The sequence below is a fragment of the Arcicella sp. genome (assembly GCF_964672035.1).
The window spans coordinates 1-23,852 of the sequence record NZ_CBABQS010000039.1; the positions used below are offsets into that span (position 1 = coordinate 1).

The 23,852-nt window shown below is 36.2% G+C and carries 14 protein-coding genes; 8 read left to right on the forward strand and 6 right to left on the reverse strand.

Annotated elements, in window-relative coordinates:
• From AC1W31_RS11875 to AC1W31_RS11895, 5 genes are all read right to left on the reverse strand, one after another.
• A partial coding sequence (locus AC1W31_RS11875) for a reprolysin-like metallopeptidase (protein ID WP_481734663.1) occupies positions 1-2,522 on the reverse strand: 2,522 nt, incomplete at its 3' end.
• 861 nt (positions 2,523-3,383) lie between these two features.
• Positions 3,384-5,969: a M14 metallopeptidase family protein gene (locus AC1W31_RS11880; RefSeq protein WP_481734664.1), complete on the reverse strand. Its 2,586-nt coding sequence runs from the start codon at positions 5,967-5,969 to the stop codon at positions 3,384-3,386.
• Between the two features lie 178 nt (positions 5,970-6,147).
• Entirely contained in the window at positions 6,148-8,526 is a 2,379-nt protein-coding gene (locus AC1W31_RS11885) for a penicillin acylase family protein (protein ID WP_481734665.1), read from the reverse strand.
• A gap of 147 nt (positions 8,527-8,673) precedes the next feature.
• Entirely contained in the window at positions 8,674-9,639 is a 966-nt protein-coding gene (locus AC1W31_RS11890; protein ID WP_481734666.1) for an alpha/beta hydrolase family protein, read from the reverse strand.
• Positions 9,640-9,723: 84 nt separating this feature from the next.
• Positions 9,724-10,761, reverse strand: coding sequence for an acetamidase/formamidase family protein (locus AC1W31_RS11895; protein WP_481734667.1), 1,038 nt, complete (start codon positions 10,759-10,761; stop codon positions 9,724-9,726).
• Between the two features lie 247 nt (positions 10,762-11,008).
• Between AC1W31_RS11895 and AC1W31_RS11900 the strand changes: the two genes are divergently transcribed.
• From AC1W31_RS11900 to AC1W31_RS11910, 3 genes are all read left to right on the forward strand, one after another.
• On the forward strand, positions 11,009-11,137 hold the full coding sequence (locus AC1W31_RS11900; RefSeq protein WP_481734668.1) for a hypothetical protein: 129 nt from the start codon (positions 11,009-11,011) through the stop codon (positions 11,135-11,137).
• A gap of 650 nt (positions 11,138-11,787) precedes the next feature.
• Entirely contained in the window at positions 11,788-12,273 is a 486-nt protein-coding gene (locus tag AC1W31_RS11905) for a RidA family protein (RefSeq protein ID WP_481734669.1), read from the forward strand.
• Between the two features lie 17 nt (positions 12,274-12,290).
• Entirely contained in the window at positions 12,291-13,361 is a 1,071-nt protein-coding gene (locus tag AC1W31_RS11910) for a dipeptidase (RefSeq protein WP_481734670.1), read from the forward strand.
• A 355-nt stretch (positions 13,362-13,716) separates the two neighbouring features.
• On the opposite strand, the gene AC1W31_RS11915 is transcribed toward AC1W31_RS11910, so the two are convergent.
• Positions 13,717-14,445: a LytR/AlgR family response regulator transcription factor gene (locus AC1W31_RS11915; RefSeq protein WP_481734671.1), complete on the reverse strand. Its 729-nt coding sequence runs from the start codon at positions 14,443-14,445 to the stop codon at positions 13,717-13,719.
• Between the two features lie 360 nt (positions 14,446-14,805).
• On the opposite strand from AC1W31_RS11915, the gene AC1W31_RS11920 reads away from it, so the two are divergent.
• From AC1W31_RS11920 to AC1W31_RS11940, 5 genes are all read left to right on the forward strand, one after another.
• Positions 14,806-15,660 carry a helix-turn-helix domain-containing protein gene (locus tag AC1W31_RS11920; RefSeq protein ID WP_481734672.1) on the forward strand — a complete coding sequence of 285 codons (855 nt, stop codon included), beginning with the start codon at positions 14,806-14,808 and terminating at the stop codon, positions 15,658-15,660.
• A gap of 236 nt (positions 15,661-15,896) precedes the next feature.
• Entirely contained in the window at positions 15,897-16,385 is a 489-nt protein-coding gene (locus tag AC1W31_RS11925; RefSeq protein ID WP_481734673.1) for an AP2/ERF family transcription factor, read from the forward strand.
• Between the two features lie 584 nt (positions 16,386-16,969).
• A complete protein-coding gene (locus tag AC1W31_RS11930; RefSeq protein ID WP_481734674.1) occupies positions 16,970-19,117 on the forward strand; it encodes a sensor histidine kinase in 2,148 nt (715 codons plus the stop codon).
• 525 nt (positions 19,118-19,642) lie between these two features.
• Positions 19,643-22,195: an ice-binding family protein gene (locus tag AC1W31_RS11935; protein WP_481734675.1), complete on the forward strand. Its 2,553-nt coding sequence runs from the start codon at positions 19,643-19,645 to the stop codon at positions 22,193-22,195.
• 43 nt (positions 22,196-22,238) lie between these two features.
• The gene (locus AC1W31_RS11940) at positions 22,239-23,822 is read left to right on the forward strand and encodes a hypothetical protein (RefSeq protein WP_481734676.1); all 1,584 of its coding nucleotides are present in this window, start codon (positions 22,239-22,241) and stop codon (positions 23,820-23,822) included.
• Positions 23,823-23,852: the final 30 nt, after the last annotated feature.

Sequence of the window (23,852 nt, forward strand, 5' to 3'; positions counted from 1 at the left end):
TATCCACTCAAATTTAATCCACCTTGGTATGATATACCGTAAACGGTATAAGTATCAGCGGTATAAATAGCTGAATTAGTGAAGTCGGAAGTGCTACTGAAACCGGCGATATTCCCTGTACTATTCACCGCTAAATAGGTATAATCATATGGAGAGCCAGAAGCAGGGGCAAGATTGTAAACTGTACCACCAGACGGGGTGATTGTATAACTAGCAGGAAGTGTAGGTTGCGAATCAGAAAAACTTGAAACCATGATATAGTAAGTACCAGGTGTAAGCGTTTTAGTAATAGTGGTTGAAAGTGAATTGTTAACATTATCAAAAGTTGAAGCCATCCAATTAGTACAAGGAGACGAAGCATTGAATGCTCCATTATACAAATTGAACATTGTATAAAAAGGATGCCCACTAATAGTGAAGGTATAGCTTGCTGTTGTAATCACTTTAAAAGAGTAAATATCATATTTTGTCGGATTGCTATAATTGATGCAAGTTCCACCATTGTTTCCTACTAAAGTTGAAGAACCGTCCGAACTTGTCAGAGAACCCGTAAAACTTGTAATCGCACTTCCATACGAACTCAAGCCCAAATTCAAAGCAGCATTACCAACTTGGGCGGATACGGAGGTAACGGGGGAAATACTGGTAATTTCGGCATTACAAGAGTTCGAAATCGTAATATTTACATTATTTATATCGAAAAAAGCATACGTTCCTACGGGTTCTATTTTTATTCTCCCTTGACTGGTAAGATTATTAGGAATAGTAATGGTTGCTGTTCCATTATTTGGAGTACTTGCCGATAAAATGATAGGAAATGTTGTTCCTCCGTCTATCGAAAAGCTGATTTTTACATTTGCAACGTTCAACGGTGCGACATTTGTACCATTCACACTCCACGTAAGGGCAGCGGTATTAGTTCCATTATAGATCCAAAGGCTTGACGAATTTTGTGAGGTAAGCAAAAAAGGACCTGAGTTATCAACCGTTACAATTGTTTCATCAGAATCCACTCCACCGCCATTGGCTCTATTATCTCTTACCGTAAATCTAAACTTCATACTACGAGCAACTTGCGGTAAATCTTCAGCTTCACTATCAGCGGGGTTGTTGGCACTGTTTAGAATATGGGTTAATTTTGGAAAAGTCCTATCCAAAACCGTAGATGACATTTGGCTTCTAAATAATGGAGCAGTGGTACTATTTACTGCATAGTATCCACCAGTACCCAAAATAGAACTTCCAAATGCTCCTTTATCACTGGTGGTGGCTACATCATATTGTTCCCAAGTGTAGCTCATGGCATCTCCGTTAGCATCGGATGCTGTTCCTGTCAATTTGAATGGTGTACCTTTGGGTATTACTATACCAGCTCCTGCACTGGCTACTGGTGGCGTATTGCCCGTTGCAGTTTGGGTAATACAAGTTCCCGAAGTACCTATTACTGCCTTATAGATAAATTCAAGGCTTTTGGTATGAAAATAGTTAAGGTTATTACTTCCCGATAAAGTATAATTAGGAGACGAACAGTTATTAGCGTAAGCCATTATTGTAGATCCACTTCCAGGTTCAATGGCTGAGGTAGAACTCCAACCTCCTGTACAAAAAGTAGAACCAGCAGAAGGCCCACCCACGGCATTGAAAGTATGTGGAGCTGAAAATTGATGCCCGACTTCATGTACAAATAAATTAACAATAGCCCCCAAAGGAGAATTTAAAGTCCATTGTGTCCATCCACGAGACTTTGATGTATTTTGACAAGGTGTTGGCCCTGCTTGTCCCGAAATAGAATAACCACCACCAATGTCAGCAAGGGTATTAAAGGTATGTCCCACATCATAATTAGCATAAGGCAAAAGACTTGAAGTATTCATTGCCGTAAATCCCGCTTGGCTGTTACCCGCATTTGAAAAAGAGGGATCAACCGTAAATGGGTCAGTAGCGGCATCGGTAAAAATAATAGAATACCCAGTTGTGGCACTTGTCAGGGTAAAATGGATGGATGCTTCTAATTCATAAATCAAATTGGCAGCATTCATAATGGAAGTTATTTGAGCTACTGCACCCGATTGATTAGTATAAAAACCGGTCAATTCGCCAGTGGCTGCTGCTGCCATACGATAATTTCTCATTTGAGTCCCAACGGGAAATGGAGAAGTATTTAAAACCCTCCCGCTCTTGTTAACAGGCTTAAATGTTTCTCCTTCAGCACCACATTTCATTCGATTAGAAGGAATTTCGCTCATGTTATAGATCAAGTACAAATCTTGTTTCAAATCCAGGGGTTCTATCACAAAATAACCATCAGGGCTGTGCATCAAACCTTCTATCTTTTCGGCGGTTACGGTAAGTTTTAGAACGATGGTTCCATCTACCGAAACGCCATCGTAGGTTTGAATAGTTGGATTTCTTTTCTCACCCAAAAGGGTTTCATTTAAAACAAAGTCTCCTAACGTACCATCAGGAATGGGTAATTTAACTGCCATTTTTGCTACCAGACCATTATTTTGAATAAAGTTCATTTTGGAAGCATTAAAACTTTTGGCATTTAAACTAACGGTTTTTCCAAGCCTGTCAGTTTGTGAAAAAACAGAAAAATGTATAATAATTATACAAAAAAAAGAACAAAGTAAAATTTTCATAGATTAGTTTTTAGCTTAGAGATTGTTTGGGAATTATGAAAAATAGCTAAAGTGAGAATCGGCGTATCCTGTTATCGACCAAAACAACAAAGATGTTGCAGACAAGTTTTTGTGAATTCACCGATTTTCAATGGCAATTCATCGATAAAATTATTGCCGCAATGGAATTGACAACCAAAGAAAGCGTAAGCACTACTTGAGAATGATGATTACTGCCAATTTTCAATCAATACTACTGGTTTTCAATAGCGAAATTTAGACAGTAAATAACCATAATGGACTGTTTTCTACACCGGGCGGCGTTCCACTTCACTCAATTTAAATAATGAGTAATCTGGAAAAAGAACTTTGGTTCAGTCGTTTCAAATGAGGGAAAAAAGCAAGGAGGAAATAGCACTCCAAGTTTGTTAGCCATTGATGATCAAAGCGTTAAGAAAGTTTAGTTTACCAATGAGGAAACTGGCATTGATGGTGGGAAAAACTTAAACATAAGTGAATATACGTAAATATACGTAAATATATGTGAATATATGTAAATACATGTGAAAGAATCATTCTTGTTGATACGCTTGGTCTTCCTTGGTCAATAAAAGTTAGATTAGCCAATCAAGGAGTGCATCAAAAAGTGTGGAAAAAAATATCTTTAATGCAGTTAATTAGTTTAATAGGCAACCTTAAAATGGTTACGCTAAAGAAAAAATTAATTGCCCCACACTTTTTGTCCTACTTAAATCATATTCATTATTTTTCCGTATCAGTTTCGCCATCAAATCCTCTAAAACTTGAAATATTTCCACCGAAGAAAAGAGCGTTTAAAAACAATTTATTTGTGCCAAACCAAGTGCCTCTAAAGTTGGGATTGTCCGAAAACAAAATCACTCTTCCACTACCTTCATTGGCGACTAAAATACCTGCCGAGTTGCTGATTTTTTTCAAAGTCTCTTTATGCACGTAGCCGCAAATCCATGGATTTTCAGTGTATTTCATCACTGTGTTAGCAGCAATATTTGACGGTTCCAATAGGGTATTATTATTACGGTACAAAGAAATCTTGCGAGATTGATAACCAAAACATATTGGGTTTGAAATGTCTAAATCTGCCTCAAATATTGCTCCGCCTGTGGCTTTTGCTCCTTCAGAGTTGGTATAATCTTCATAATTAATTCTGGCTTTAGTTCTACTACTATCTGCCTTTATTTCTCGAATTTTTTCCTTCACAATGTCATTTTTAATCACCCATTCAGAGGCGCCTTTTAGGGTAATTAGTGTACCTCCGTTGGCAACAAATGCTTTTATTTTTAACACTGAACTTTTATCCAATGCTCCATAATTTCCACCGACCATTACCATAGTATTATAACGACTCAAATTGATTCTTGGAAAACTATAAATGTCGATTTTAGTAATAGGCATGCCAATTTTGGTATCTAACAAATGCCAAACTTCACCTGCTTCCGACGACGTCACGTTGCCACCTACAAGCATTAAAGCTTGTGGTTTTTTAACAGTTACTACCGAATTACTACCTAAATCAATCCCCGAAGTACTAAATCCAGTAGAAACTGATTCTATTATTACCCCAGTCTCTTGGCTAATTTTGGTTAATCTTTGATGTAACTCGTCCGTCGATATCTTTTGGCTATTAACTGGAATGACCAGTGTTCCATATCCAAATTTTTTCTCTGTACCAGTAATTTTTACAGAAAATGGTTTCATTGAAACTTTAGTAAGAATCTGATTATCAAGTAATTGATACAAAACTTTGGTAGCATTATAATCAGCATAGTCAACCAAATAAGCATAGTTACTTTTAGGGATTGTTTTAATATTCGGCGATAAATCTGTTTTTGTAATCTTTTCGCCTTTAGTAAAATTGGTCGTAATTTCGGCATGAGGCAATCCGTAGGCCAAGGCTAAATTCCAGGTGGAAGCATCATAAAAAATACTATCTGCAAATGTTTTAGGGCGGTCAAAAATAGAACGAATCATCAGATATTGTGATTGGTTTGTCGGAATAATAACAGATTTCCCTTTTTCAAAAGCTTGTCCGCTTTGCACTATATCGTCGTTTAACTGATAAAATTCAATTTTATGTTGTAACAACAAATCCCAAAAAGCTCGGTTGCGGCTACCATCATTTGAATTACCGATTATGTATGCTTTGGTCGTGCTTTTTTGAGCTTGTGAAATAACATCTACAAAGAAATTATGCTGGTGTTTTAACAGTATTTCACGCTCATTCAAAGATGCTTTTACCGTTGCAAGTCCGTTAGTCAATTGGTTACGGATGGTAAAAGCAAAACTCAAATCACCATTCTGACTTTCTTGCAAATGTCCTCTTGAACTCGCTTGCTCAAATAAAAGGCCTAAACCTCCTTCCATATCAGGGTAGCTTGAACCATAGCCAGGATAAAAATTATCGAAGGATTCTTTGGTGTAATATAATGAACCGATGGAATTCATTGCTTCTTCAAAATACTTGGCAAAGCGACCGTTTAAATCACGATAAACGGATTTGGGTACAAGTGGATTTTCGGCATTTTCTTTGGTTGGCTCAAAAAAATGCGTTGCATTTGTTCCCATTTCGTGAAAATCAGTAACCACATTAGGTAACCATTGGTGATAGAAGTTCAAACGGTTTCTGCTTTCTATATTTACTGCTAAATACCAATCTCTGTTTAAATCAAACCAATAATGATTTGTTCGTCCGCCTGGCCATGCCTCGTTGTGTTCACGGTCGTTGGGGTCTGAAACCAGTGGATTGCCTCGGTTAGCATCCGCCCAAAAAGTATGTCTGTCTCGTCCATCGGGATTAATGACTGGCTCCATCAAAATTACGGCGTTTGCTAACCAATCGGTCATTTCAGGTTCTTCTGATGCAGCCAAATAGTAGGCAGTTAGCATGGCTGCTTCGCTGCTTGAAGGTTCATTTCCATGAACATTATACCCTAACCAAACGATTGAAGGCATATTTTTAACATCTGGCAACGGTTTGGAAGGGTTACAAAGGTCAAGGTGCTCTCGGCGAATACTTTCTAATTTAGCAGCATTCGTAGGATTAGTAATGGTTAGTATTATTTGCTCTCGGTGTTCAAAAGTTTCACCAATTTTTTGTACGGAAACCTTGTCAGAAACCCGATCCAGTTCCCTCATATACTCCACCAACTTGTCGTGCCAGGTGTGGTGTGAACCAATGGCATAACCCAAAAATTGCTCGGGACTTGGAATAGCAGGATTTAGCTTTTTACTGGGAAAGAAATAAGTATTTTGGGCAAAAAGTGAATTGAAGTAGCCCATGCAAAGGAGCAACAGTAACGATTTTTTCATATTTGTTCTGTGATAAAGTGATTGAACAAATATAGTGAATTGTCATCAACTTATTAGCCCAAAATTGATTCAACGATGAATTATTTACAGATTTTGGCAACATTTTTTCATCAAATCCGTGGCGATTTTAGATAGAATTTGATTAAATTAAAAACACCAAACGATCATTAAAAACTGTTTACTTACCCGTCAAAACCAAATGCTTCTCGGCAACTTTCATAATTTTTGACTTTGTAAAATATACTGGAAAATAGCCCCCTGCTCCCCAAAGATTAAATAAATCGCTATAATGTGGAGAGCGTGGGTCACCCGATTGTCCCGGGTTGTTGATTCCCAATGTTCGGTCCCAGTTTTCGGTATCCACTAATATTCTGAATGAAGCGCCGTGCGATTGGTTCAAATTATTACTTGTGGCATTGACTGTCTCTCCGTAGCCACCTCTCGGAATCGGTCCAAGATTGATTTTGTTTTTCAACAACGGGTCCATAACCCAAGCCGAAAGTGGGTGAGTAAGTGATATATGTTTGTTTTTGGCTTGTCCATATTGCCATTTACTGATATCATTTCCGAAGCGAATAGTTAATGAATCAACCGCATTTTTAAAACAATTTATCAAGATAGAATCCCTTTTTGCCAGAGGATTTGTTCCAAAAAATGCAGGTGGCGTTATCAACCAATCGGTCAATCGCTTGGTTGGAATAGTTTTCATGTACTTTCTGGCATTTTCGGCAACCGCTAAAGCATGTACTGCTCTTTGCAGTTGATTTTCCCAAGCGACGTACAAAGTAGCTTCGGTAGATTCTGGATTTAATTCATAAGATTTCCAATTACTAAGGTTATTTTTATGGGGATTATAAGCATTTTCTGCCATTTTTACTTGATTCAATAATGGTACAAGTGTGCGGGCCGTGATAGAAACGTAATCATTTTGTAACAGCGAAAAGGTTTCTAAATTATGTTTTTTGCCAGATTTCAATACTTCTTCTATTCGATTTGCCCGTACAGGATTTGCCCATTTCCAACCAATTGCATTTCGATTGGGAAACTTTGGAGGAGTTAAATTATTGTTTGCCGTTACCACAAAGCCTTCGTTTGGGTCATATTTGTTGGGTAATAAATCTATGGGTAAATAGCCCCCCCACTCGTAGCGTCCGTCACCGGGAACGGGTACCAAACCTGACCAATTTTTACGAATCGGTGAAAGCCCAACTGCTTGCCATCCAATATGTCCAGCCTTGTCTGCCCAAATCATATTTTCTCCAGGAATACGGCTAAAAGTACAGGCTTGTCTAAATTCTTGCCAATTTTTTGCCTGATTCATTCGTAAACTTGCCAGATATGGCGAACAACCTACTTCTTGCCAACCAGCTCTAACGGCATATAAATGGTTGTTTTGAGCATCTTGAAAAACGACTGGCCCATGTCTCGTAAATTTTAGCTGTACAATCTTTGGCGCTTGGTCTTTTATTCGAATAGTATCGGTGATTATTTTCAAGTTTTCCCAAATACCTTTGTATTTATACTGATTGGGGTTTTGAGCATTGGTTTCATAGACGTATAAGTCTTCGTTATCGGTCTCAAAAATTGTCAATCCCCACGCCCCAAAATCATTATGACCAATTGATATGCCTGGTAAAGTTGGTTCTCCCCCACCAATCACATTCCAACCTGGGGCATTTAGATGCACCCAATATCGTAATGAGGGTACACCTTGCGCTCTATGTGGGTCATTTGCCAACATCGGATAGCCACTTTCTGCCATTTTTCCAGCGATAATCCAATTATTTGACCCAACATTTTCCTTTTCTTCTTTATACCAATCATCAAAATTATCTATGAGACCTATTCCAGTATTTTTGAGAGGAAATTTTAATGGCGCACGGAATGCTTGATAATATTCCAAAATATTATCGAACAAAACATCATTATCCAAGATTTTGTCTAATGCCAAATTAGGTTCTGTATCTGAATTTTTAGGATGAAACCACGATAATTCACGCACTTTGTCAGCCCCTAAAAGTTTCACCAAACGTGCATTTGAGATTTCTTCTTCAATATTTCCTAATAGACCTTGATGACGACTAATCACAATTTCAGAAGTCCAAAAATCAGGAAGGGTATTCAGTAGTTTAAATTCAAAAGGGAGTTCATCGGGCTTTTGGCGAGCTTCGGCAATGTAGGTATTGATTCCTTCTACAAATGCCTCAATAATTTGTTTGCTTCTTGGATGATAATGCTTTAACTCAGCGGTCAAATTCCCTCTGAATTTAAATAATCTTGTACCAATATCTCGCTTGAGTTCACTTTCTCCGAGAAGTTCTGCCATGGTACCTGTTGCTTGTCTTCGCCACATTTCGAGTTGAAATAGTCTATCCGAAGCAGCCATGTATCCTTGTGCAACAAATAAATCATGCTCATTTTTAGCATAAATATGGGATATTCCCCAAGTATCCGTAAAGACTTCAACGGACTGTTTTAAACCTTTAATTTTGAGATTTTGAGAAAAACCAAATGAAGTTGAAATTAATAAATAGACAAAAATGGAGAGTTTTTTCATGGAGATTTTAATAATTTAAATCATTTAATAATTAAGGATTGATTCACCCTAAAGAGGCCTCTATTAATCAAAATAAGCATCCTTTCTTTATAAATTTCTTCAATTTCCGACAAAACTCGTGCGACTGAAGAACTAATTATTTTCTTATTACTTATTATTTTTTGAAAGCAAATCCAACACTTCGGTATTCAACATTTCATGAGTACCTTCAAAAATAGTTAAGCTAATTTTCTGGGAGGTTTTTTGGTATAAAATTGCTCTATCTCCTAATGGTCCATACGACTTTTTGTTTGGAAATGACTGGGTTTTAATCAAGATTGTCTTGTCGTTCTCCGAAATGAATTTTTCCGTATCACACTCTTTCGCATCAACCAAAAGTTTATTATAAAAATCAATGGATTGCGATATCGGAACTGAACCTGTATAGCCATCGTGGATACCAGCATATATTTGTAAGCTACTATTTCTACGCTTTTTTAGGGGTGTTTTCCAATACAATGGTGAGCGGTCCCGTGCTTTATTTTCATCAATTTTTTCTCCAGAATCGGTGCATTTGAGGATTTCTGCCGCATATTTGTTTTTTCGCTCAACAGATTCACGATACCACGCCGATAAATCTGAAATAGATGCCCAAGCTGAAAATCCACGAATTTCATGTCGAGATTTCATATACATAGCCAATGTTGCGTAGCCACCACCACTTACGCCAGCCACGTAAATTTGGGATAAATCGACATTCAAATTTTTAATTGCCCAATCAATGGCTTCATCAATATCACCAATTACAAACTCGCTACAACAGGCTTTTGCATGATTGTTTACCCCTCTAAAATTGGGGAATATGTAGTTCCAATCTTTGTTTTTTGATTCTGGCGCTAAAAAAGCCGTTTTCAAGGAGTCTGCAGCATTAGACCACGAATGAAGCTGAACAACCAGAGGTCTTGGCTTCGATTGAGAAGATTTGTAATAGTAAAAAACTTGCACATTAGCATCAATGCGTGATTTGATAATGTCTTTTTTAAGAAAATCAGATCGTTGAAAATTGGGAATATTCTGCGCTAATATTAAAAAACTATGTAAAAATAAAAGGATAATTATGGTTGCTTTTTTCATTTTTCTCTTTTTTGGTGGTCAAAATTAATTTTTTTTCGATAATTATGAAGATAATTTCCTTCTATTTTTAGTTTTCGATAATCGTTATTTTATAAAAATTGACTTCGGTAACATAGCGTGTACGCCGACGTTCCCATCCACCAATTGCGTAATATTGACATCTACTGCAACACTACATAGCATATATGCCTCAGATTTGCTTAAATGTTTTTCTTCCATTAAGTATTGTATCATTTCTCTAACAGCAATATGTGTTGCGGCATTCAAATCTCTATCGCAACCCATCGTAATGATATGCGTTTGGGTTTCCGCTCTTGGCCAACGCAGGCTTTTTCCTTTATGTAGAATAAACTGCATTTTACCAATCAGAGATGTTTCAATAGCGGTGATGTCTACTTCACCATTGCCTTGGGCAGCATGTCCATCACCAACTTCAAATAAAGCTCCTTTCACATGTACTGGTATAAATAAAGCACTGCCAGTAACCAACTCTTTATTATCCAGATTACCAGCATTTATCCAAGGGGGAGCACTGTTCCATTTGCCTGCTTCTTTGGGTGGTGCTACACCAGCACTTCCAAAAAATGGGCGCAAAGGAATGGCAATACTATCGTTAAAATAGCCGAGCATTTTCTCTTTGTTTAATTCTATGATTTTTGTTTTTCGCTCAAATATTTCGTCTGATAAAAAACCATTTTGCCCAATAGCATTATAACCATACGGAATTGCTAAATCAATGGTTTTGAAACGAACTTCAAGAATATCCCCCGCTTCAGCGCCTTCAACATAGATAGGACCCGTAAGTACGTGACCACCAGGGCCCCTTTCTTTTACGGTTTGTACATCATATAGTTCTTTTTCAATTTTATTTTGAGGGACTCCCGCAGCTAATAATCTTTCAGGATTTGAAGTGATTAGCGTATGAATGGTCACGAAATCACCCGATTTAATTCGTAAAACTGCCGGTGCTTCCGACCAATAATACCCCCAAGCTACGGTCGTAGCAGAAGGTTCTAATACATAAGGGTTTGCTTCAGTACCTTTGATTTGTGCATTTAAAATGAAAGACGAACCCCATAAAATGAGGATACAAAAGGTAGTAAAAATGTGTTTAATTCGCATATTTATGATGTTGCAGTGCTACTGCTATTTAAGGTTGATGAAAATTCTCGAATGATTAATGAGATTACTAAGATTCCAGCCATGAAAATTTTGAACGAAATGGCTTAATTGAAATTAGCGCTTTTCACTAATCATTTTTAAGACACTTCCTTAATATAAGTTGGGAATACAATCAATTAAGAGATTTTAATCGACAAATCAAACAAAATCCACCGAATAGAATTTGACCAACAAACTAATGAGTATTATGGAGAATATTTACGTGTACAATATAGAACATATTTTGAAATTTCCAACGGTATTTTTAGATGAGGCTAATAATCGTTACGCTTATTTGAATAAAAAAGCAAAAAATGGAAGTACTCAAAGCGTATGAAGAATGCCAGCAATACATTGCCAATTTTAAAGACTGGGCGCCCTCGAGGAGATTGTTCGTATGCTAAATTCATATAAAATAGTTCGATTAATTTCAAATGTTTTGAAATTAATCGAACTATTACGGTCAACGCTCGGGACAATTGGAAAATGAAAGCCAAGACTATCGAAAATCAAAGTAGTGTTTAGAAAATTTTAATCCGTCTCGTTTGCTATAGTAATAAAATAAAAGTTACAAATGATTGAAAAACGCTTTCCACAGATAAAAGTATTGTATTTATACGAGGATAATACTCGTTATTATCGCTGTAAACTATTTCAGCAATATCTTGAAACATCCCTATTTCGTAAAGGTTGACGATTCGTGGCTAACTCCATTGATACGAGGTGCTGTATTTCTTCTTCGTTGAATTTGATATAACCCATTAACATAAGAATTATATTTTTTCAACATAAGTATCCTTTCAAAAAGCGAGAAAAGAAGCTGAACACAAACTAATTACTCACGAATTGTAAAATTATCATTACTAATCAAGGTCAGGATTAATAGGGACAGCAATTATACCGCTTTTTTTCACCTTGCAAATAAGGTGGATGGCAAATAAAAATCACTTTCATCGATAAATCATTTGCAACAAAAACGATACAAATATGAATACCTTTGAACTCCTCTCACCCGAAACTTCTTTTGAAATACTGGGACTTTCTTTACCACCTGCACCGCTTCCTTTGGGGGTTTACAAACCTTATTTGATTGACGGAAAATATCTGTATTTATCAGGTCATGGGCCAGTAAATGACGATAAAAGTTTGATTATTGGCCGAATTGGCAAAGATTTAGACATTGAAGCAGGCAAATTAGCAGCTCGTCAAGTAGGTTTAACCATGCTTTCAACCATCAAAACGCATTTAGGAAGTTTAGATAGAGTGAAGCGAGTAATCAAAATTTTGGGTATGGTCAACTGTGTTTCCGACTTTGAACGCCATCCCTACGTGATTAATGGTTGTAGCGAACTTTTCGCCCAAGTTTGGGGCACTGAAAATGGCATTGGCGTAAGAAGTGCAGTAGGCATGGGCACGCTTCCCGATAATATTCCTGTAGAAATTGAGGCTTTGTTTGAACTTCACAAAGATTAAAAATTACTTTATCAATTATGTTTACAATAGACGCACATCTTGACCTTAGCATGAATGCGATGGAATGGAATCGTGATTTAAGATTATCGGTTTCGGAAATTCGGGAGCGAGAAAAAGGCTTGCTCGATAAACCCGACCGTGCCAAAGGAACGGTTACTTTTCCAGCCTTGCGAGCAGGAAATATTGGCTTGGTCGTTGCCACACAAATTGCTCGTTTTGTAAAACCCGACAACACTTTACCGGGTTGGGCATCACCCGAACAGGCGTGGGCTCAAACACAAGGGCAAGTTGCTTGGTATAAAAGCATGGAAGAATGTGGAGAGATGGTTCAAATTAATAACCTTGAATCGTTGGAAAAACATTTACAACTTTGGAACGACGGAACGCCCAATGAACATAAACCAATTGGATATATTTTAAGTTTGGAGGGTGCAGATTCGCTTGTGACGATAAATCATGTAGAAAAAGCCTATCAATATGGTTTGCGTGCCATTGGTCCTGCACATTACGGGCCAGGACGATACGCTCAGGGAACCGATGCGACGGGTTTTATGGGGAAAGCTGGGCAAGATTTATTGAAAGAAATGGAACGACTCAACATTATTTTGGATGCCACGCACTTATGTGATGATAGTTTTTGGGAAGCCATGAATCATTTTAATGGAGCGGTTTGGGCGAGCCACAATTTGTGCAGAAGTTTGGTAAATCATAACCGTCAATTTAGTGATGAACAAATCGAGGAATTAATCAGTAGAGATGCGGTAATTGGCGGAGCGTTGGATGCTTGGATGATGGTACCCAATTGGAAAAGAGGCAAATCAACGCCCGAAGAAATGAATTGTAATTTGGCGGTTATGGTTGACCACCTCGACCATATTTGTCAATTAGCGGGCAACGCTCTTCACGTAGGTATTGGCTCAGATTTGGACGGTGCTTTTGGCCGTGAACAAAGTCCTTATGATTTAGATACCATTGCCGATTTACAAACCATTCCTACCATTCTTGAAAAAAGAGGTTATACCCCAACTGATATTGAAAACGTTATGCACGGCAACTGGTTGAGGTTTTTAAGGAAAAATTGGGGGTAGATAACGTTTAGTTATTTTGAGAATTATATTCTTTAACGTTAAACAAAAATGCCCAAAATTTTAAAATTTTGGGCATTTTTTATATTTTGTTTCTGGAAAATATTTGCGTAATTCCTATTTCAGTAAAGAGACGTCCCATTGTTTCCGAATAAAACAAACGAGTGAAGCAAAGCTCCACCCGTTTATACATTAACCATTTTATGTTATTTGTAATAAATGAATCAAAATATATGGACTCAGTAGTTACGTGCAAAAGGCTTTTTCTTAGATTTTTAATTTTTATTCAAAAGTAAAATAGAAAAGAAAATTAACCCTCCTTGGGTCTCCTGTCCAAACATCAGAAAATCTCGCAAGATTACAATAAAGTGTTTACCAGTTTCTTAAAACTTTTTCCAATTGGAAAATCAATTTTTCCTGAAATTTCTAAGGAGTGAAGTTTCACCATTTGAATGTGTTGTTTATTCACCGCATAACGATGGTGGATCCTGATAAAATTATCATCAAGGTCATCTTGTAAAATTTTATTGAGTGATTTTTTTATGATGTATTTTTTATTTTTAATATGGATATAGCAATAGTTGCCATCGGTTTCCAAAAAAAGAATCTCATCCAGTTTAACCTTGTCTGTACTATCAGAATTGCCTTTTAAAAATATAAATTTTTTATTAAAATTAGCATCTTCTTGCTCTTCACGATTCATAGATATTGCGTTTTCAACGGTAGATTGAAGCGTAAACTTATGAAAAGGCTTTATCAAATATTGAAGATGAGCATATTCTTGAGATTCCTGGTAAACACCCAAATCTTGTGATTGTGTAATTAGAATAATCGGGGTGGTATGGCTAACATTGTTTTTTATTTTTTTTAACAATTCGATGCCTGTAGCACGCTTTTTCGTAAAAACATCCGAAATAATAACATCGACAGTTTGTGTTTCGAGAAATTCAAGTAACAATTCGAGCGATTCAAATATTTTGACTAATTGAAAAATGTATTGGTTTGAAGTAAACTCCGCAATCATAATTTCTATTTTAATTCGATCAATCGGATCGTCTTCTAATAATACTATATTGATATTTTTCATACGCTGTCATTAATGTCCTTTAATTTAAAAATAATCGCAAGTGGGCAAATATAAGCTTTTGATAACTGAAAATATTATATAATTTTTTTAAAAAATTACATAATTCATACCTTTTCTTTTTATAACATTCTATAAAAAACGAGAAAAAAGATGAAAATTATCCTTAAACAAATTTTTATGTATCTTAATTGCTCCGTAATTGTCAGCATATATTTGATATTATTGTTTTAATTTGACCGTAAATAGTACACTTATCCCCCAATCACTACCAGTAATGTACTGAATTGATTTAGCACTGGTACACTCCTTATATTTATCATCAACTTTATAACGGATGGTAAAGATAAACCGCAGAGAAAAATGGTCGATGATAAGAAAATGCCTGTAATCAGTAGGTGTCAAATTGTGAATGGAAGGGCAGGTAAAATTTTCGATAATCTCAATTCAATAAATCTTGGTGATTCGAATATTTATGATTTTGGGAGTAAATTTTCTTTTTTCTGTATAATTTCTGATAAATCAGATGAGTTGCAATTGCTTAGTAATGAAATATTGGATTATCTTATTGATGACTACGTATTTATAGATATTTACAAAAATACGGCTCCTTATATATGTATTGGTATTAGTTGTGCTTGTTTAGGCGATTACATCCCGACGATATTTCATTTAAATGACAATAAGATTGAAGATGTTTTGGAAAAAATTAAAGTTGAGTTTACCTCAACACTCAGTCTATTTTCATATAAATATTTGGAATTTCACAAAGATTATTACCAATCGACCTTTAAAGCTTTATTCTTACAATCTTACTGTTTACAATTTATTTGCGATTTTTTGGGCTACTTGAAGGTTGAACAAAATGACAATAAAGGAATGAAAACACAATCGCTGGAAACTAAAAAAATAAAAGAAATTCTACAAAAGGTCATTTCTGAATTATATAAAACATCACCTTCTGTACAAGAAATGGCGAGTATGGCGGATATGAGTGTCAGTAAATTTAAAGTATTATTCAATAATGAGTATGGTGAAAGTCCCCACCAACATATTTTAGGGAAAAGACTTATTATGGCTCGGGATTTACTCCGAACGGGAGGTTATTCAGTATCGCAGGTATCTTATAAAGTTGGTTTTAATCATCCTTCTGGTTTCACCAGATTGTTTAAACATAAATTTCAATGTTCTCCAAGTGATTTAATCTTTAATAATTAGCTGTAAACAAACTTACGGCGGTGAGTAGGTTTTATAACAATTAGTGTAAGATTAGTCATTTGGGCTGCATTTATTTCATACTGTAAAAGTTCCGCCAGGGGTTTCCCATTTTTTCAAATTCATTTTGGAAAGATAAACTTTTATAGGAATTCAAATAGGGTGTTCGGTTGGTTAAGGCCGAACTCCTACTTGAAGACGAGATTCAATAAAATTTAGGCATTCCTAAAATATGAAATATGAAAAAAATCGCTTTAACACACGATAAATATGCTTTTATAGACGAAGAGGACTATGATTTAGTAAAAAATTACATTTGGACTGCCAGTTTATCCCGCAAAATAAGACATTATGCAAGAACGTTTATAAAATCTGAAGAAGGAGAAAAAAAGACGACTTCGTTATTTTTACAACACCTAATTGTTGGAATACCACCCACTGGAAAACGATTATTTTTTAAAGATGGGGATTCATTAAATTGCCAGAAAAGTAATTTAGAATTTGTCACTTTTGGTCAGGCTTCGCATAGTTATTACCACAAAAATAAGCAATGCAAAAATGCGAAAGAGAACTTTAGAGGTGTTACAGTTAGTTATATAGCCCGTATTGGCTACAACAACAAAAGCATCATTTTGGGAACGTTTGATAGTGAGTTAGATGCTGCATTGGCTTACAATCGGAAAGCCTTAGAATTATTTGGAGAGAAAGCAGTTTTAAATAACATTTGAAAAGAATAAACACTAACACATCCATATCTACAAAGTATTAGTTTTAGAAACATTTTTTTTGCAAAATAACGTGCGGAGATTATACGGAATAACCTAACTACTTTGATTTGTTGCCACAGATTGGTCATTTACTTATGAAAATAAGTTGTGAACAAACTGTGGTTTTATTTTTTTGAGCTAACTATTTCATTTAGCCAAAATCAATATTATGCTATAGTTTTGTGCTATATTTGTAAAAATACTATCATTTATCTCTATCATTACCCACTTTTATTCAGTCATTCTTTTTTATCTCTTGCATACTCCCCACATAAATTATTATAATTTTTACAAAAAAAACATTTTAAATGGTCAATAAATTTTTGTAGAAACATTATAAAATTGTACTACCTCTCTTTCTCAATCAAACCTTTTTTAAAAAATAACGTATAATAAAAAACGTTCGGAAAAGTCATTGTACAATATTTTGAAAATTTGCCATTTGAGTTTTCCTGTTAAATTTTGCGTGTAAACTCTACCGAATATTAATTAGTTAAATATTCGTGGTTATTTTATTTTCAGGAATGAACTGAAATTGTTATGCCATGAAAAAACATATACATCCACTAACAACCACCTTACTTACTAAGCACAAAATGATCATTAACATTTACTGTCGTAAAAAGTGGTCTTTAGGAGCTATTTTTTTAGCACTTTTCCTTATTTTGTCATTTAATGTGTTTGCTCAAAAATACAGTTTTAAAGATACATATCCAGAAAACAATTCGGATAGTTTAGAGCGATGGCTTGTGTTAAATCCAAGGATTGATGAAAATAGGCTTAAAAACCTCATTAAAATTGAAAGAAGTTATTCTTGGGAATTGAGTATTAACCGATATAAATATTTAACCGAAATTGAAAAAGTTGCACAAAAATTAAAGAATAAAAATGGAATTCTTTACTTCAAAATGCACAAAGCAGAATTATTAGATAATGAATCCCAAAATGATAGAGCCGTAAAATTACTTACCGAAGCACTGCACATTGCGGAAGACCTGAATGATACATCCGCCCAAATAAGTATTCTGAGTTATTTGTGTTTAATGTATATCTATCACAATGGTTCAGAAACTGAGAATTTAGCGAAATATTATATTCTGAAGGCTAAAACGCTGGTTAATACCACCACTGATCCACATTCCAAAATACTTTTTTTGATGGTTAATTTGAAATATGAACCCACGCCAATCGGAAAATTGTCAATGATGGGTCAGTTGATGAAATTATATAACACCACGCCCAGTCTCGACTACACTTTTACATTCGTTAAATTCATCGAAACGAGTTTTTATATTGACGTAAAAAATTATAATAAAGCTCTTGAAATAAATAAAGAATTAAATAGCAAAGTGAAGCCTAACAATTTTCATTTATTATCCCGAATTTATCTAAACTATGCCAAAAATTATAATGGATTACTCCAATACGAGCAGGCCTTAAAATTTAGTCATTTAGCGATTCAGTATTTTCATAAAACCCCCAAAATTGCCTATATGCAGTCAACAGGGGAAACCACTTACAGCACTTTAATAAACATTTTTCGGAATGAGCGAGATATCGACATTAAATTAGGTCGTCCCATCAACAGCAATGCATTGGCGGATAGTATCATTTATTATCAAAAATTGGAATTGGATAATTCTAAAAAAACAATTCATCAGATTCAAACGCTTTATAATTTTGAATGGAGCGAATTGGAACAGAAAGACCTTGCTACTGAAAAGAAACTCTCTCAATTGATCCAAATTTCGCTACAAAATAAATTACAAATCGAGCAGAAGAAAATGGAAGCACTTTTATTCAAAAATGAATTCGAGAAAGCCGCAAAAGTCATTATACAAATAAAACAAAATTCTGAAAAGCAAATAGCTTTGGCTAAATCACAAATTATTGAAGATACTAATCAACGGCTAAATAACTATTTAAGAATTATTTCGGTATTATTAATTTTCATGATTATTTCCTTAATATTTCTAAGAAAATATTATTACCGAGAAAAGCAAATAACGAGTTTTAGAGATAAATTTTACACCATTTTAACCCACGATTTGAGAGGCTCCATTAATTCACTAACTAATATGGGCGGTGTTTTGGGTTATCTCATCAGAACTAAAAATACGGCTGCCATGGAGCAAGTTGCCAATCAGATTGATTATTTGGGTTATAGCACCTCATTACTATTGGATAATATGCTGGATTGGGGGACTGCTAAAAGTTACGGTATAGATATTACCGCTAAAAGTTTCGACATCTCTCTTTTCCTAAATGAATTAGTGGCTCGTTATTTAGCCGCTATGAAGACCAAAAATATAACCATTTTTTTGAATATTCCTGATAATTTAATCGTAAAAACCAGCCCAAAATGTTTAGATATTATTATTCGAAATTTAATTGCCAATGCTAATACTAATACACCAATAGGAGGACGTATTAACATTGATGTTAAAGAAAATTTGGAAACTCAACAAATTAAAATTATTGTATCCGATACAGGCGATGGTATTGAAGCGGAAAAATTAGATTTTATCGAAAAGGTTTTTAGCAGAAAAATAACACCAGAGGTTGGCGACAGTGGATTAGGTTTAGGCATTATTCTCATTAGCCACTTTGCCAGAAAAAACAATAGTACATTAAATGTTACCAGCCAAATTGGTGTTGGGAGTTGTTTTACGGTGGTAATAGACAAACAATAATTACTAACTAATTGATTATTAATGCTTTGCAAAAAAAAACGCCTATTATTAGGCGTTTTTTTTTGGTAAAAATTCAAAGTTTGTTAATGATAATATTTATGATTTAGACTAAAAAGGTAAGTAATATGACGAATTCGCATTAGTTAGGGAATTGAAATTGCAACCAGTATGTAAGCATCACAGTATTGCCAGTTATGAATGTGATTTTTATCATATAGATTAATCTTTCGAGCGAAGTCTTTAACATTTGCTAAATCAACAATGAATTGAAAACGACCACTTTTTATCAGATCAAAATTAATTTCTACTTTGTATTTATCACACTGTTAAGCGGATGTTATTCGCAAAGCTACGTTCGAGGACCCAATTTTGCCAATATTTATATTTGGCCAGGTGGGTATATGTTTCTTATTAGCTTCATTTTGTACACCAAATTCATAGTGAACATTCGATTCTTTTAGTACTTACAACTTTCTGTTGCCATAAATTCTCGTAAGGAAATGTTTAAAAATTAAACTAATTATCATGAAAAAAATACTATTTTCTGCAATAACTATTGCACTATTATTTTTATCAAATGTAGTCTTTAGTCAGACTCCTAATGGCGTAGCCAATTTAGGAATACTTACTTCATTTGGAGCTTATACAGGAGCAGGAGGAGTTGCCGGTGGAGCTGGAACATTCCTTACCGGCGATGTAGGTACAAATATTGGAATAATTAGCGGATTTGATGCGCCACCTGCTTTTAAGGGCAATACCTACAATGCCAATGCGACAACTGCGCAGGCCAGATTCGATTTATTTAGATTTTATATTCATCTTAACAGCAAGTTTGTGGACTATCCTGCCACTCATGCTCCTGCTTTTGGAGGTGGCGAAATATTAACCCCTGGCGTCTATTCCATACCTGCTGCTGGCTCCATAGGAGGAGCCCTTACCCTCGATGGAGGGGGTAATAAGGATGCCTTCTTCATCATAAAATGGGGCGGAGCCTTGACCGCAGGAGCGGGGGCAACGATAACCTTAACTGGAGGAACACAATCCTGTAATGTTTTTTTCATGGCTGATGGAGCTATTTCAATTGCGGCTGCTGCTAATTTAAAAGGAACTTTATTCGCAAAAATAGGTGCTGTAGGGATTGGGGCAGGTGCTATTCTTGAAGGAAGAATGCTTAGCATGGAAGGAGCGATAACGACGGGAGTTGGAGCGGTTGTTAGTTTACCGCTTGGCACTTGTACCATTCCAATATTTTGTGAAGCGGACTGTACGCCTGCCACGTCTGTTAATGTTTTGGGCGTTCTTTCAAACTATGCCCTTTTTACCAGCTTCGGTGCTGTAACAAATACCGGTACCAGCGGAATTAATGGAAAAATTGGAACAGATGGTGGCGCTTCGTCTGGTTATGAGTCATCTATTATTGTAGGCTCTTTTGCAACTGCTGATGCTGCTACCGCACAAGCAAAAATAGATATTGATAAAGCATATACAGCACTGATGGCTCTACCAAATACGGTTACTGACCATGCTGCTGCATTTGGCATCGGAGAAATAATTAATACTGGCGTTTATTTTGTAAATGGGGCAGGTTCTTTAGGAGGAACTCTCACCTTAGACGCTAAAGGTAATAAAGATGCCATATTTGTTTTTAAATTTGCGGGGGCACTTGGTATAGCGGCTCAAGCAAAAATAATTTTAGCGAACGGAGCTCAACGTTGTAATATTTTTTGGATTGGCGGAGCTGGAGTCGCCACTGGTGCCGTTAGCATAGGAGCTGCCGCTGATTTAAAAGGAACATTTCTTTCCCACGGTGGTGCTTGTACCTCAGGCGCTGGGTTGTTTCTGTCGGGTAGGCTTCTTTCTACTGCTGGTGCAGCCACAACTTACGCAGGTATTATTTATAATAGTCCAGAATGCGTTACTTCTACATCTTTGGGGACACCGGTTATAGAAGCAGTGACAGAGACTACTGCAGGAGTGAACGGAATCACAGGAGGAAATACCAGTAATTTAACCTCAAATGATAAATTAAATGGAATAGCAGTCGTTATTGGAACAGCAAAAGGAAATGTTACCTTAACAGGAGTCACAGTTCCATCAGGACTGACCTTAAATGCAAATGGTACTGTTACTGTTGCCCCAGGTACACCCGCAGGAAATTATAGTCTTACCTATAAAATATGTGAAGTTACTAATCCTACAAACTGCAGTTCGGTAACGTCTATTATTGTGGTAACCGCTATTGTAGCGGTTGGAAGTCCCGATTTAACCATTAGTATTGGTCAACCAGTACCTGTTCCGATCGTGAGCCAAACCAGTTTTATTCCTGTAACGGTCACGAATATAGGCACAAGTCCAACAGTAGGGCTGGTTACGGTGGTGGTACAAATACCCACAGGAACTAAATTTGGCCTATTTCCAGAAACTACTACCAATAATGGCTGGTCTTGTTCAGCGAGTGGTACAACTACTGCAACTTGTACTTCATCAACCCCAATCGTCAACGGCACAAACGTAATTTTTAATGTTCCATTCATTCCATTGCCAATTCAAGTAGGGATTTCCTTAATAATTCTACCAGCGGTAGTAAGTGGGGGAGGTGAAGTAAATACAACGAATAATATCTCCAATACCATTATTAGCGAGATGGTAAAATCAGCTGATTTGACCGTCAATTTTACATTTTTAAACACTGTTTTCACGGTAGCAGCAAGTAGGGTGGTGGTCATAAATATTAAGGAAATTGGTAGTATTTCTACCAATGGAACAGCTGTTGAAGTATTTATTCCTTATTCTACGGGTTTTAAATACGTTTTTGATAAAATTCTAACGAGTGTTACCGTATTAAATAATGAAACTGTGAATAATCCAAATTGGACATCGACCGCTCAGGACACTGGTTTATTACTCAGTTCTAACACAATCATTCCTTCTAATGGTAATAGTCGAATTGCTATTACGGTGACCGCAGATACTGCAGGCACGGTAGCAAACATCATAGCAACCATTACCCCGAATGGAGGTGGGGAGACCAACAAATTTAACAATTCTGCCACGTTAGCTCAATCTGTACAAAAATGATATCTCAATCGATTAAAGTTATAGCCAATATAAAAATCATATAATGAATAAATTTTTAACAACAATTTTAGCTTTTTTCGTAGGGCTAAATCTCGTATTTGGACAATCGGCCGACCCTGCTGTAACGGGTGCCAATTTTATTCCAAATCAAATCAACGTTGGACAAACATCTGTGTTGACGGTAAGTTTTGCCAATACTGGCTCAACGGAAATCCCAATAAATTCAATTGAAATAACCATCAGTACGGCTTCCAATTATTACACAACCAATGGAACTACCGCTCCAACGGGAAAAGGAGCCGAATTTTTTAACTGGACTTACCTTGGGGTTTCAGGTATCTCAAATATTTGGAGAGGTAGTAATAAAGTGGCGGTTGCTGCTTTTGACGGTGGAGATATTCTATTGACAGTTACTGGTAATACCGTTTCGAGTGGTTATGAGAACACCAATATTAATGTTCAGCCAGTGGATAATTTGACCAAATTCAATGATTCGCAAGTTAATAATAATCTTCAGCCTGAATTGAAAATTAATCAGAGTTGTCCAATAGCACCCATGTTACTGGCAACTACAAAAGCCAATATATGTCCACTTACGACCGCTGATTTGACGACTTTGCAGCCTTTAGCAGTATTGGGACAAACTTTTGAATGGCATACCGTAGCAAGCAATCCAATTGCATCAACACTCGTGAGTTCGCCCTCGCAAGCACTATCTGGCACTTATTATTTGTACGCTAAAGGCATTTGTTACAGCCCGGCATCATCACCAGCAACCGTTACCATTACCGTATGTACGATTCCAGACATTACCATTAATGTAGGACTACCAACCCCTTTCCCAATTGCGGCTCAAATCAGTTCAATACCTGTAACGGTAAGCAATATCGGTACGGCCACTTCGGTTGGGCCAATTAAGGTGGTTATAAACATACCGCTTGGAACTACATTTGGTACATTTCCAACAGATAATAACGGATGGACTTGTTCAACGAGTGGGATCGTTACAACGTGTACTTCTACAACTACGATTGCACCTGGATCGAGTACAATCTTTAGTGTACCATTTACTTCATCGGCGACTCAGGTTGGTAATCCATTAATAATTCTGCCAGCGGTAGTGAGTGGGGGAGGTGAAGTAAATACAACGAACAATACCTCCCAAATCATCATAACTGCGATCGAAGTTGGCGCTGACTTATTCCCGAATTTTACATTTGTAAGCACTACTTTTGCCGTAGGTGCAACTAAAACGGTGGTTATAAACATTAACGAAGTGGGGAATGTATCTACCAATGGAAAATCCATTGAATTTTTCATCCCAAATTCTACTGGATTTGATTACTCCTTTGTTCAAAACTCGACCATTGCTACTGGATTGGGAAAAGATGGTGCTGATTTAGCTGTAAATAATTCCGATTGGACAATGACTGCTAAGACCTCTGGTTCATTATTTACTTTTTGGGGAAAAATTCCTGCCAACGGTAAAAGTAGCATTGCGATTAAGGTAACGGCAAAAACTGCTGGAGCAGAAGCAAATCTTACCGCAAACATTACACCGAATGGAGGTGGAGAAACTAATCCATTCAATAATTTAGCTTCAATAGCACAATCAATTCAAAAATAATATTTTTTACAGGAATAATAGTACTCGAAA

Coding starts and splice junctions, on each gene's coding strand:
- AC1W31_RS11895 (WP_481734667.1), bottom strand. CDS start 10,761: ATGCGAATTAAACACATTTTTACTACCTTTTGTATCCTCATTTTATGG.
- AC1W31_RS11910 (WP_481734670.1), top strand. CDS start 12,291: ATGTTTACAATAGACGCACATCTTGACCTTAGCATGAATGCGATGGAA.
- AC1W31_RS11930 (WP_481734674.1), top strand. CDS start 16,970: ATGAAAAAACATATACATCCACTAACAACCACCTTACTTACTAAGCAC.
- AC1W31_RS11915 (WP_481734671.1), bottom strand. CDS start 14,445: ATGAAAAATATCAATATAGTATTATTAGAAGACGATCCGATTGATCGA.
- AC1W31_RS11940 (WP_481734676.1), top strand. CDS start 22,239: ATGAATAAATTTTTAACAACAATTTTAGCTTTTTTCGTAGGGCTAAAT.
- AC1W31_RS11900 (WP_481734668.1), top strand. CDS start 11,009: ATGGAGAATATTTACGTGTACAATATAGAACATATTTTGAAATTTCCA.
- AC1W31_RS11935 (WP_481734675.1), top strand. CDS start 19,643: ATGAAAAAAATACTATTTTCTGCAATAACTATTGCACTATTATTTTTA.
- AC1W31_RS11890 (WP_481734666.1), bottom strand. CDS start 9,639: ATGAAAAAAGCAACCATAATTATCCTTTTATTTTTACATAGTTTTTTA.
- AC1W31_RS11925 (WP_481734673.1), top strand. CDS start 15,897: ATGAAAAAAATCGCTTTAACACACGATAAATATGCTTTTATAGACGAA.
- AC1W31_RS11880 (WP_481734664.1), bottom strand. CDS start 5,969: ATGAAAAAATCGTTACTGTTGCTCCTTTGCATGGGCTACTTCAATTCA.
- AC1W31_RS11885 (WP_481734665.1), bottom strand. CDS start 8,526: ATGAAAAAACTCTCCATTTTTGTCTATTTATTAATTTCAACTTCATTT.
- AC1W31_RS11905 (WP_481734669.1), top strand. CDS start 11,788: ATGAATACCTTTGAACTCCTCTCACCCGAAACTTCTTTTGAAATACTG.
- AC1W31_RS11920 (WP_481734672.1), top strand. CDS start 14,806: ATGGTCGATGATAAGAAAATGCCTGTAATCAGTAGGTGTCAAATTGTG.